The sequence below is a fragment of the bacterium genome (assembly GCA_029210545.1).
GTDB lineage: Bacteria > BMS3Abin14 > BMS3Abin14 > BMS3Abin14 > BMS3Abin14 > JARGFV01.
Map to the genome: position 1 here is coordinate 1 of JARGFV010000078.1, position 12408 is coordinate 12408.

Consider the following 12408-nt stretch of genomic DNA (forward strand, 5'->3'; position numbering starts at 1 on the left):
GAAAGGGAAAACGACGCTTTTCCCTTTCCGTGGAGCGAAAAGTCCCGGATTGGACTTTTTGCGACTCTATCAAAATTGGAGGTAGTGGTCTTGAATAACTTCTACAGGAACCTGTCTCTCTGGATCGTCATCGGACTCGTTGTCATCCTTTTGTATAACCTTTTTTCCGTCCGACCACAGGCGGTTACCGAACTCGTTTACAGCGACTTTTTGAGCCGGGTGGAAACCGGTGAGGTCAAGGAAGTCCTTATCAAGGGCCGCAACCTCTCCGGAAAGTTCAACGACGAGACCGAATTTTCCACCTACAGCGCCGACGATCCCGATCTGGTCTCCTTCCTGAGGGAAAAGGAGGTCCAGATCACGGCGGAACCGGCGCAGGACAGTCCCTGGTACATCACCATTTTTGTCTCATGGTTTCCAATGCTGCTTCTCATCGCGGTCTGGATCTTTTTCATGAGGCAGATGCAGGCAGGGGGCAGCAAGGCCATGTCCTTCGGCAAATCAAAGGCCCGCCTTCTTTCCGCGGCGTCGGTCAAGGTCACTTTCAATGATGTCGCCGGTGTTGACGAGGCCAAGGAAGAACTGGAGGAGATCATCGATTTTCTGAAGGACCCCCAGCGTTTTCAGAAACTGGGAGGGAAGATACCCAAGGGGGTCCTTCTCATGGGCCCGCCGGGTACCGGGAAAACCCTTCTGGCGAGAGCCATCGCCGGCGAAGCCGACGTCCCTTTCTTTTCAATAAGCGGGTCCGACTTTGTCGAGATGTTTGTAGGGGTGGGCGCCTCCAGGGTGCGCGACCTGTTCGAGCAGGGCAAAAAACAGGCCCCGTGCATCATCTTCATCGACGAGATCGACGCTGTGGGACGTCACCGTGGAGCCGGTCTCGGTGGCGGGCATGACGAAAGGGAACAGACACTCAACCAGCTCCTCGTGGAGATGGACGGGTTTGAATCCAACGAGGGGGTCATCCTGATCGCCGCCACCAACCGCCCCGACGTTCTGGACCCGGCCCTCATGAGACCTGGCCGGTTCGACCGGCAGGTGGTCGTTCCCAACCCGGACATCAAGGGAAGGGAGGGGATCCTCCTGGTCCACGCCAAGAATATTCCGGTGGCCGACGATGTCGACTTTGAGATCGTCGCGAGGGGAACGCCCGGTTTTTCCGGAGCCGATCTTGCCAACCTGGTCAACGAGGCGGCTCTCCTGGCCGCCCGGAAGGACAGGACCCAGGTCGTCATGGAGGATTTCGAGGAAGCAAAGGACAAGGTCCTCATGGGTACCGAACGCCGGAGCATGATCATCAGCGACAAGGAAAAGCGGAACACCGCTTACCACGAAGCAGGCCACACCCTTGTCGCCAAGATGATCCCGGGCGCCGATCCCATCCACAAGGTAACCATCATCCCCCGTGGAAGGGCCCTCGGCCTGACTCAGCAGCTTCCCATAGATGAGCGGCACACCTACCCGAGGGGTTATCTCTTTGACCGTCTGGCGATCCTTCTGGGCGGCCGGGTGGCGGAAGAGCTTGTTCTCAAAGACTTCACCACCGGTGCGGGCAACGACATCGAGCGCGCCACGGAGATGGCCAGGAAGATGGTCTGCGAATGGGGCATGAGCGAGGAAATGGGTCCCCTGACCTTTGGTAAAAAGGAGGAGCAGATCTTCCTGGGGAGGGAAATATCCCAGCACCGGGATTACAGTGAGAGCACGGCCGTAAAGATCGACGCGGAGGTCAAAAAACTGATCATGGACGCTTACGGTGTTGCTACAAAGATAATCAGTGAACACCCGGACTCACTCCATGGCCTCGCCGCTGCCCTGCTGGAGCATGAAGTCCTCGACGGTGTCGAGATCGACACCGTTATAAAGGGCGGAACCCTGCCGGCCCGTAAAAAAACACCGGAAGCACCACAGGAAACCGGCCCGGAAGCCGATACACAGCAAGATGCGCCCGCCGAGGATAATTAATACCGGGATCTTCGGCATCAGGGAAGAGATGTCCCGGATGGGTGTCGATCCGACAGGGATCGGCATCATGGAGGGGAAGAGCCGTCATCTCCTGATCCGGTTGGACGAGGTGGACCTGAGAGCCGCTCTTATCCTCAAGCAGAACCTCCTGTCCCTCGGAGGTGAGGCGGCCTTGAGGAAAGAAGCGGCGGGTCTGACCGTCCAGGCGACCCCGGCGCTCCTCATGGGTACCGTGCTGCAGCTGCGGCGCCTGGTCGATAAACTCAAGAGCCAGCCCTTCGGACTTTCGGACCTTGCGCAGAGCCTGACGGAACTCCTTCACAGGATCGACGAAAGAGCGACGTTTATCGTGGGAGGCCGTGACCTCCTCGAGGACCCAAAAGTAGCCGTTATGGGCGTTCTCAACGTCACTCCCGACTCTTTTTCCGACGGTGGAAAGTTCCTTGACCTGAATCAGGCCGTTTCGAGGGGGGTCGAAATGAACGCCCTGGGCGCCAGCATTATCGACGTGGGTGGCGAGTCGACGAGGCCGGGTTCCCGATCGGTGGAGGCAGAGGAGGAGATCCGTCGGGTGATCCCCGTCATAGAGGGCCTGTTCCGCGAGGGGGTCGGCGAGATCTCTGTAGACACGACCAGGGCCAGTGTAGCGCAAAAGGCCCTCGACGCGGGAGCGACCATCATAAACGACATCAGCGCCATGACTTTTGACCCGGGAATGCCCGCCATCGCCTCTTCAGCCAACGCATCGGTCATCCTCATGCACACAAGGGGGCGGCCCGAGACCATGCAGAACGTTCTCGAGTACAAGGACCTTCTGGGGGAGATCGCTCTTTATCTCGGCAGCTCGGTGGAGAGGGTTCTTGAGGCCGGTATTCCCCTCGAGAGGATATGTGTTGATCCCGGGATAGGTTTCGGAAAATCGCCGGAACAGAACCTCGAGATCATCGGCCGCATCGGTGAGTTAAGGTCCGTGGGAACAGCGGTCATGGTGGGAGCCTCACGAAAATCCTTCATCGGGGCCGTTTCCGGCGCCGATGTCGACGAAAGGATTCCCGGTTCCCTCGCCGCTGTCACGGCGGCTGTGCTGCGGGGAGCCGATATGGTAAGGGTCCACGATGTCAGTGAGACTGTACAGGCCCTTGCAGTGGCTACAGGTATCAGGGAACACGTCCAATGCTGAACATGCTCATGGAGTTTATCAACAGTATCAGCCTCCAGGACCTTCTGGACATAGCGGCGGTCTCCATTGTCCTGTACTGGATGCTGCTCCTGATACGGGGAACCAGGGCTCTTCAGATGGTTTTCGGCCTCGTGGTCCTGGGCGGCGGTTATATCCTGGCCCAGGGGTTTGAGCTGAGCACGCTGGAGTGGATCCTTGAAAACTTCCTCGGTTCCATCGTCATCATCCTTGTCATCCTGTTCCAGGACGAGTTACGGCGGGCGTTGGCCCTGGTCGGTTCAAACCCCCTCACCGGGGCAAATCCCGGGGAACAGAAGCACCTTATCGAGGAACTCGTCCGTACGGCCACAGCCCTGTCCAGCAGGCGTATCGGCGCTCTTGTCGTTCTCGAGCGGTTTACCGGGTTGAAGAACTACATCGAGAAAGGAACTCCCATAGAGGGAACCGTGAGCAGGGACCTGCTGTTATCGATCTTCATGCCTTTTTCCCCCATTCACGACGGCGCTGTCATCATCAGTGGAGGCAGGATCGCCGCTGCCCAGTGTTTCCTCCCCCTGACCCTCAACCCCAGGCTTGAAAAAATCCTGGGAACCCGTCACAGGGCGGCACTGGGGCTTACAGAAGAGACCGATGCACTGGTCATCGTCGTTTCCGAGGAATCGGGGAAAATATCGGCTGCGTGCGAGGGGAAAATGTATTCAAAACTTGAGGCTGACGAACTGAAAAGGATTCTCGAGCGTTTGCTGACTGGGGAGAAAATGCCCCATCGCCAGCGATTGAAGGAAAGGATAAAGAGTGCTCTCGGTAATCGGAAGAAATCTGCCGCTTAAGCTCCTTTCCCTCTTTCTCGCCATCCTCCTGTGGTCGGTGGTCTCCAGGGGAAGAGGTGGCGAGATGATGGAGATCAGCGTCGGCATCCCGGTGGAACTGCACAATCTGCCTCCAGACCTGGAGGTGATGAGAGACCTCGTGGAAAGAGTAAACGTCCGATTTACGGGTCCGCGCCGCATTGTATCCGGGATCTCCCACATGGGGCTTTCCATTCCGGTGGATCTGACCGGAGCGGCCGAAGGGGAGACCACCATCGAACTTTTCAATTCGGATATCAAGGTGCCGGAAAGAGTGACGGTGACCAGGGTCAGTCCTTCCAGTGTCTCGGTTTTCCTCGAGAGGACCGTACGGAAAGAGGTTCCTGTCGAACTCGCCCTGCAGGGTACCGTGAAGGAGGGTTTCGCTGTTTCGGCCATCACCATGAACCCGAAAACGGTCGATATCAGGGGGCCTCGGTCCATCCTGAACAGCATCAATAACCTGCGGACGTCGGTTGTCAACGTGGAAGGAGCAGGTGGACCCCTGGTCGGAGAAACGTCCCTGATCTTGCCGGAAGACAGCGTCCACGCTCTCAAGTGGTCAACGGTAAAATACGAGATCCAGATCGTGGAGAAGATGACGGAACCGGGGAAAAAGAGATAGGCCCTTTGCCCCGGAATCCCATGAAACCTTTCAGTATAACTTTAACAATATCTGTAAAATTATGAATAATAAAAGGTATTTCGGTACAGACGGTATCAGGGGGATAGCCAACAGACATCCCATAACACCGGAGTTCGCACTCAGCCTGGGTAAATCGATCGGAACCTACTTCAGGCGCGGCAAATCGCATCCCAGGATCATCATCGGCAAGGATACCAGGCTTTCCGGATACATGATCGAATCCGCCCTGATGTCGGGCATATGTTCCATGGGGGCTGATGTGTACCTGGTCGGTCCACTGCCTACCCCCGCCATCGCCTTCCTGGTTCGATCGATGCGGGCAGAAGCGGGGATCGTTATTTCGGCTTCCCACAACCCGTTCACAGATAACGGAATCAAGGTTTATGGCTCTGACGGCAGGAAGCTGCCCGACGCGGTCGAGCTGAAACTGGAGGCCCTCATCGATATGGGAACTCCCGAAGGACCGGAGGGCGTCGGTCTGGGCAGGGCCCGAAGGCTTGATGACGCCGAGGGCCGATACATTGTCCACGCCAAGTCCACCCTGGAAGCGGGGCTGTCCCTGGAGGGTTTGAAGATCGTCGTTGACTGCGCCAACGGCGCGGGATACGAGGTGGCGCCGGTCATCCTGAGTGAACTCGGAGCTGAAGTCATCGCCCTGTGGGATGCGCCGAACGGGACCAACATCAACAGCGGCTGCGGTTCTACCGAACCGGGATCCATGGTACGAAAAGTCCTCGAAACCGGCGCTGACCTGGGAATCGCCCTTGACGGCGACGCCGACAGGGCGATCCTGGCCGACGAGACCGGCAGCATCGTGGACGGGGACGACATGCTCTTTCTGGGCGCATCCCGCCTCAAGGAGAGGGGCGAACTCCGCAACGACACGGTCGTCGGAACGATCATGACCAACGTGGGACTTGAGGCAGCCCTCCGCAAAATGGGGATTGCGCTCGTACGCGCCAGAGTGGGGGACCGCTACGTTCTGGAGGAGATGACTTCCACGGGATCGGTCCTGGGAGCCGAACCGTCAGGGCACGTCATCTACCTCAAGCATTCGGCAACGGGAGACGGGGTTGTGACGGCTCTTCAGGTCCTGCAATCCATGGTCGACGCCGGAGAACCGCTTTCCAAACTCACGGGAGGATGGAAGCGTTATCCACAGGTCATGCAAAACCTGCGTGTCGACAATAATAAGACAAACCTCGAGGGTGAGCCCTGGTTCGAGGAAATGCTTGAGGAGGCCAGGGGCAAACTGGGAACCGACAATATCCTCAGCCTGCGATATTCGGGTACGGAGCCCCTTCTGAGGGTGACGGTGTCCAGCGAATCGGAAGAATCGACCACCATGATCTGCGATCACCTGTGCAACAGGCTGATCGAACGGTTCGGGTGGGAGAAGATCTAGGTGCGGGTTTCGAATTTCGAGTTTCTGGTTAGTGCAACGATACAAGAGAGCCCGGGTTGCTGCACGAAGGCTCCGATGCTGACGATCTTAACTCAGAACCCCAGACCCTAAACCAAAAACCTGAATTTCGGAGGAATTCTCATGCACAGATCAGGGGCAGGTTATACGCGGCTCGGTGTGAATGTGGACCACGTGGCCACAGTCCGCCAGGCGAGGGGTGTCGAGGTTCCGGATCCTGTGGAGGCCGCGTTTCTCGCGGAACTGGGAGGATGCGACGGGATAACTATCCACCTCAGGGAGGATCGGCGGCACATCCAGGACCGGGACCTCGCCATTTTGAGGAGGACCGTCAAAACGAGGTTGAACCTGGAGATGGCCTCGACCCAGGAGATGGTCAAGATCGCCCTGGACGTCAAGCCCGATGTGGTGACCCTGGTACCCGAGCGGAGAGAAGAGCTGACCACCGAGGGTGGGCTGGAAGTCGCCATGAACATGGATTACCTCAGGAAGGTCATCACTCTCCTCAGTGATGCCGAGATCCGCGTCAGCCTTTTCGTGGACCCCGACATCGATCAGATCAAGGCATCCCACAGGGTCGCCGCTCATGCCGTGGAGATCCACACGGGTAAGTACGCCGCGGCGAAGACCAGAAGCGAAGCCCATAACGAATATGACAGGATCGTCAACACCGCCAAGGTTGCCCAGAAACTCAAGCTTCAGGTCATTGCCGGTCACGGTCTCGATTACCGCAACGTCAGGGCCATTGTCGAAATACCCGAGATCGTTGAGGTGAACATAGGTCACAGCATCGTATCCCGGGCGGTGATGGTGGGCATGGAACGGGCGGTCAGGGAGATGAAAATGGCCATGGGAGGGACTTTATGATCATCGGAACAGGGATCGATCACGTCCAGGGCGAACGGATGAAGGAGATGCTCCTCAAGTGGGCCGACCGGGTGGAAAACCGCGTCTTCGACGAAGTGGAACTGGAGTACTCCAGGTCCAAGGGTGAGACACACCTCCACCTTGCCGCGCGTTTCGCAGCCAAGGAGGCCCTTTTCAAGGCGCTCGGCAAAGGACTCAGCGAAGGGATGACATGGACCGACGTCAAGGTGGTCAATGACGAATCGGGCAAGCCGTCCATTGATCTGAAGAACAGGGCAAGGGAGATCGCCGAGGGGATGGGAGTAAAAAAGATCCATGTCAGTCTGACCCACACCGATGACTGTGCCGTCGCGATGGTCATCCTGGAGGGATAGCTTGAAAACTGTCAGCCCTCAGCAGATGCGGGAGATCGACCGGCTGACCATCGAGGAGTACGGTGTCCCCTCAATGGTACTCATGGAGAACGCCGGCGGTGCCCTCGCAGACGAGATCGAACGCCGGTTCGAAGAGAAAAGGCTGACTATTACAGTGATCGCGGGCCCCGGGAACAACGGCGGGGACGGGATGGTAGCAGCCCGGCACCTGGCAGAACGCGGTCACGAGGTCGTTGTATTCCTGGCAGCCCCCAAAGCGGCCTTCAAAGGGGACGCGAAGGCCCAGCTGAGGATACTGACCCGCCTGGGTCTCGAACTCTCCGTTCTTTCGTCACCGGCTTCTTTTGAAAGAGCCTTTGCCAGGGCGGGCCGTTCGGACTCCGTCATCGACTCCCTGTTCGGTACGGGGCTGAAAAAGCCGGTGGAAGGACCATGGGCTGAATGTGTCAGGATCATTAACTCCTGCCCGGGGTTGGTGATCTCAGCGGATATACCGTCCGGGCTGGACGGAGGCACGGGCCATCCCCACGGGGAATGTGTCACAGCCGATGTAACGGTGACTTTCGGCCTTCCCAAAACGGGGCTCCTCCTGTACCCGGGGGCTCACTTCGCGGGAGAGGTTGTCGTCGTCGACATCGGGATCCCCTCCGACGTCATCGAATCCATTGGTCTTCCAGGCCAGGTTATCGGTTCAGAAGCGGTGAACCATGTCTACAGGGAACGTTGGCCGGACACTCACAAGGGCACTTACGGGCACGTTCTCCTGTGCTGCGGCTCCACCGGCAGGATAGGCGCCGGGATACTTGCATCAAGGGGAGCCCTCCGGGCCGGAGCGGGACTTGTCACCCTGGCCGTGCCCGCTTCGGCCGTCTTGTATGCGGATGCGGCGACGCCGGAGGTCATGGTTGAGCCTCTCCCGGAGAATGACGGAGGTTCCCTGTCATCCAAGGGTCTAACCGCCCTCAAGGGGCTTCTGGAGTCCAGGGACGCCCTTGCCATCGGACCGGGCCTTTCCACCGATCCGGAGGTGGGCAAGCTGGTCAAAGGGGTCCTCATGGAAGTGAACTGCCCGGCAGTGGTGGACGCCGACGCGCTCAACGTCCTCGCGGGCGGGATAGGGCTCCTCAAGGAACGGTCAGCCGGTACTGTCCTGACTCCCCACCCCGGGGAAATGGCAAGGATCCTGGGCATCGACAGCAGGGAGGTGCAAAGGGACAGGATCGGTTCGGCCCTGAAGGCCGCGTCCCTCTCCGGAGCTGTTGTTGTTCTCAAGGGAGCCGGTACGGTTGTCGCGGAACCGGGCGGTTCCTATTTCATCAACACCACGGGCAACCCGGGCATGGCTACCGGAGGTTCAGGGGACGTGCTCACCGGGATGATCGGTGCCCTTCTGGCCATGGGGCACGGACCGGTTGAGAGCAGTATCGCGGCAGTTCACCTTCACGGTGCCGCCGGTGATCACGCGGCGGAAAGAGTCTCGGAACACGCCCTGACCGCTTCCGATATTATTGAATCCCTGGGGACTGTCCTCAGGGAACTGACGATAGCAACCTCGTAAAAGTCTCTTAGAGCCGTTTTACGAGTCTATCGAAGATGGAGTTTATCGATGCTGACAGCAAAGGGGATCATGACCAGGAGGTTCCTTACCATCAGCCCGGACATGAGCGTTGACGAACTGGCCAGGCTGCTGCTGAGAAAAGATGTTAACGGGGCTGTCGTCGTCGACAGGAAGGGCAAACTAGAGGGCGTTGTCACCGAGGGCGATCTCGTTGCCAAAGAGAAGAACCTCCACCTGCCGACCATCGTCTCCCTTTTCGACGCGGCCATCTACCTGGAGACTTCGGATCATTTCAAGGAGGAACTGCGCCGGATGGTGGCAAGCCGTGTTGAGGACATCTACACACGGGATCCCGTGACGATAGAGCCCGGGACGGTTCTTTCCGACATTGCGACCATCATGACTGAAAAACGGATCCATTTCCTGCCGGTTATGGACGGCGGCCGTGTGGATGGTGTGGTAGGACGAAGAGAGATCCTCAGGGCCCTGGCTGAAAAAGAGTAATGGATCCGGAACGGTCCGGGCCGATCCCGTCACCGGATGACATGATAGAACTTGGCAGGGCGATCGGCAGCCGGCTGTTTGAAGGCGCCGTTGTCGGCCTGGCAGGCCCTCTGGGGGCCGGAAAAACCACATTGGCCCGGGGAATCGCCGAGGGCATGGGACTTGACGACGGTTACCTGGTCTCGAGCCCCACTTACATCATCATGCAGAACTATCCCTGCGGCGATCTCGAGATGTGCCACCTGGACCTTTACCGGATCGAGGGTGTGGGCGACCTGGATTCAACGGGATACCGGGACGCGTTGGGAAAGGGGCGCGTCCTGGTCGTCGAATGGCCTGAAAAGGAGCCCGCCGTTCTCCCTGAACAGCACCTTCTTGTGGAGATCGCCTATTGTGGCGAGAGTCGGGAGGTCACCCTCAAACCGGTCGGGGACCGTTATGTCTCTCTGGTGGAAGATATTTCCTTTCCACACACAAAATCCGATGGAAATAAATGGCCATAGTAGTTCGAGTCTGTTGACAGCCGTAGATGCCGGTGCTAAGAAAGGCAATTGTTTTCGAGGATTTATATAAAATTCTCACCTACCACAACCCGTCGCCAAGGTAGCTGACATGGAAGAATTTTTTCGGATAAAAAGGTTGCCCCCCTACGTTTTCAATATCGTCAACGAGCACAAATACGCGGCTCGCGTTCGGGGGGAGGATATCGTGGATTTCGGCATGGGGAACCCCGACCTGCCCACCCCCCAGCACATCGTTGACAAGCTGGTGGCCGCTGTGGGAGACCCCCGGAACCACCGTTACTCGGTGTCCAGGGGGATCTACAAACTCCGCGCTGCCATGGCTGACTGGTACAAACGCAGGTACGACGTGGATCTGGATCCTGAAAGCGAAGTGGTGGCCACCATCGGGTCCAAGGAGGGTATCAGCCATCTGATCCTGGCCGTCACGGCACCCGGTGACGTGGTCATCGTCCCCGACCCATGCTACCCGATCCACTTTTACAGTGCCGTCATCGGGAACGCCGACGTGCGAAGCGTTCCGATGGAGGATGACGATGACAAGTTTCTCGAGAGGGTCGAAAGGGCAGTCAAGGCGATGTGGCCACGGCCCAAGGTCCTGATGCTGAACTACCCCAACAACCCGACTACGCGGGTAGTAGACCTGTCCTTCTTCGAGAAGGTGGTGGCACTTGCGAAGGAATACGACCTGTTCGTGGTCCAGGACCTGGCTTACGCGGACATTGTTTTCGACGGATATAAAGCCCCAAGCCTTCTCCAGGTCCCGGGCGCCAAGGATATCGGTGTCGAGATCTTCACCCTCTCGAAAAGCTACAACATGCCGGGCTGGCGGGTCGGTTTCGTCGTCGGCAATCCCAGGCTGGTGGGAGCACTGGTGCGGATCAAGAGCTACATGGATTACGGCATGTTCCAGCCCATCCAGATCGCGTCCATCATCGCTCTCAACGGCCCGGACGACTGTGTCCATCAAACGGTGGACGTATACCGCCAGCGCAGGGATTTCCTCGTGAACGGTCTCAACCGGATCGGATGGGAGGTGGAGACACCCAGGGCCACCATGTTCCTGTGGGCCGCCATCCCGGAACAATACAGGGATATGGGCAGCCTGGATTTTGCCCTCATGACACTCGATAAGGCCAAGGTGGCCGTTTCACCAGGTATCGGGTTCGGTGAAGGCGGGGACGGGTACGTCCGGTTCGCCCTCGTGGAGAACGAGCACAGGACCAAGCAGGCGTTAAAAGGTTTGAAAACTTTATTTGATTAAAAACAGAACGAAGTACAAAGTACGAAGTCGAGGTTAGATCTTTTCTTCGCGCTTCGGTCTTTGCGCTTCGCGCTTTTAACACAGGGGAGGGGTAACTCATGAGCGGAAAAAAATTCAACGTCGCTATCGCCGGCGCCACGGGCGCCGTTGGAGAACTCCTGATCAAGGTCCTCGAGGAACGAGGGTTTCCCATAGGGGAGATGCGTTATCTCGCTTCGTCACGTTCGGTCGGCAAGGTCATGAAGTGGAAAGGGGAGGATGTGGCGGTCCAGGAACTTACCGCCAATTCCTTCGGCGGCATCGACATCGCCCTGTTCTCGGCCGGCGGAGGGACAAGCCTGGAGTTCGCTCCCGCTGCCGTCAAGGCCGGAGCCGTCGTGGTGGACAACTCGTCGGCCTTCAGGATGGAACCGGACATTCCACTCGTCGTACCCGAAGTCAACCCCGAAGATATCGCCAGGTATACGGAGCGCGGGATCATCGCCAACCCGAACTGTACGACCATCATCATGATCGTGGCGTTAAAGCCTCTCCACGATTTCGCCGGCATCAAGCGTGTCGTCGTGTCGAGCTACCAGTCGTCCAGCGGCGCCGGGGCCAAGGCCATGGAAGAGCTGATCAGGCAGACCAGGGATTGGGCCGCCGGCAAGGAACTTACGGTCTCGGCCTTCAAGCACCAGCTCCTGTTCAACGTCATCCCTCACATCGATTCCTTCACCGAAAACGGCTACACGAAGGAGGAGATGAAGATGCACAACGAGACCAGGAAAATGCTCCATGACGATCAGATCCAGGTTTCGGCCACCTGCGTGAGGGTACCTGTCCTGACGGCCCACTCCGAGGCAGTGAGCATCGAGACCGAAAGGATAATCACTCCGGAGAAGGCGAGGGAGCTGTTTAATGACGCTCCGGGAGTCGAGGTCCTGGACGATCCGGGCGACAACCGCTACCCCATGCCTCTTTTCGTAGGCGGGAAGGACACCTGTTTGGTCGGTCGTATCCGCAGGGACTATTCCGCATCCAACGGCCTGGCCTTCTGGGTCGTGGGCGACCAGCTCCGCAAGGGCGCGGCCACGAACGCGGTCCAGATAGCGGAGATCCTCGCTCGAGACTATCTGTAAAGCTTGTCTCGAACGAGAGACCAAAGGCCAAAGTCCAATGGCCAAAGGTTGATGACTTCGCAAAAAGTCCATCAACGCGCCCCGCGCGGGGCGCCCAAATCAATGACAAGCCGCGCCTGGGAAGGGCGCCCGGA

The 12408-nt window shown here is 58.3% G+C and carries 12 protein-coding genes; all 12 read left to right on the forward strand.

All coding sequences use genetic code 11. The features are described 5' to 3' along the window. Positions 1-90 precede the first annotated feature (90 nt). The 12 genes from ftsH (at position 91) to P1S46_08955 (ending at position 12274) form a co-directional block, all read left to right on the forward strand. Positions 91-1968 carry an ATP-dependent zinc metalloprotease FtsH gene (gene ftsH / locus P1S46_08900; protein MDF1536603.1) on the forward strand — a complete coding sequence of 626 codons (1878 nt, stop codon included), beginning with the start codon at positions 91-93 and terminating at the stop codon, positions 1966-1968. Further along, positions 1946-3148 (forward strand): dihydropteroate synthase, encoded by a 1203-nt coding sequence (gene folP / locus P1S46_08905; GenBank protein ID MDF1536604.1) that lies wholly within the window; start codon positions 1946-1948, stop codon positions 3146-3148. The genes ftsH and folP overlap by 23 nt, the downstream gene beginning before the upstream one ends. Next, complete coding sequence (gene cdaA, locus P1S46_08910) at positions 3142-3978, forward strand: diadenylate cyclase CdaA (GenBank protein MDF1536605.1); 837 nt, start codon at positions 3142-3144, stop codon at positions 3976-3978. The genes folP and cdaA overlap by 7 nt, the downstream gene beginning before the upstream one ends. Continuing rightward, positions 3944-4621: a CdaR family protein gene (locus P1S46_08915; protein MDF1536606.1), complete on the forward strand. Its 678-nt coding sequence runs from the start codon at positions 3944-3946 to the stop codon at positions 4619-4621. Before cdaA ends, P1S46_08915 begins: the two co-directional genes overlap by 35 nt. Positions 4622-4682: 61 nt before the next feature. Then, positions 4683-6047, forward strand: a complete 1365-nt coding sequence (gene glmM / locus P1S46_08920; GenBank protein ID MDF1536607.1) for a phosphoglucosamine mutase — start codon at positions 4683-4685, stop codon at positions 6045-6047. A 141-nt stretch (positions 6048-6188) separates the two neighbouring features. Next, the gene (locus P1S46_08925; protein MDF1536608.1) at positions 6189-6932 is read left to right on the forward strand and encodes a pyridoxine 5'-phosphate synthase; all 744 of its coding nucleotides are present in this window, start codon (positions 6189-6191) and stop codon (positions 6930-6932) included. Continuing rightward, entirely contained in the window at positions 6929-7306 is a 378-nt protein-coding gene (locus P1S46_08930) for a holo-ACP synthase (GenBank protein MDF1536609.1), read from the forward strand. Before P1S46_08925 ends, P1S46_08930 begins: the two co-directional genes overlap by 4 nt. Position 7307: 1 nt before the next feature. Next, positions 7308-8864, forward strand: a complete 1557-nt coding sequence (locus tag P1S46_08935; protein MDF1536610.1) for an NAD(P)H-hydrate dehydratase — start codon at positions 7308-7310, stop codon at positions 8862-8864. A 48-nt stretch (positions 8865-8912) separates the two neighbouring features. Further along, positions 8913-9368: a CBS domain-containing protein gene (locus P1S46_08940; GenBank protein ID MDF1536611.1), complete on the forward strand. Its 456-nt coding sequence runs from the start codon at positions 8913-8915 to the stop codon at positions 9366-9368. Then, positions 9368-9871 carry a tRNA (adenosine(37)-N6)-threonylcarbamoyltransferase complex ATPase subunit type 1 TsaE gene (tsaE, locus tag P1S46_08945; protein ID MDF1536612.1) on the forward strand — a complete coding sequence of 168 codons (504 nt, stop codon included), beginning with the start codon at positions 9368-9370 and terminating at the stop codon, positions 9869-9871. Before P1S46_08940 ends, tsaE begins: the two co-directional genes overlap by 1 nt. Positions 9872-9980: 109 nt before the next feature. Continuing rightward, on the forward strand, positions 9981-11153 hold the full coding sequence (gene alaC / locus P1S46_08950; GenBank protein ID MDF1536613.1) for an alanine transaminase: 1173 nt from the start codon (positions 9981-9983) through the stop codon (positions 11151-11153). A 98-nt stretch (positions 11154-11251) separates the two neighbouring features. Beyond that, on the forward strand, positions 11252-12274 hold the full coding sequence (locus tag P1S46_08955; GenBank protein MDF1536614.1) for an aspartate-semialdehyde dehydrogenase: 1023 nt from the start codon (positions 11252-11254) through the stop codon (positions 12272-12274). The last annotated feature ends 134 nt before the right edge of the window (positions 12275-12408 follow it).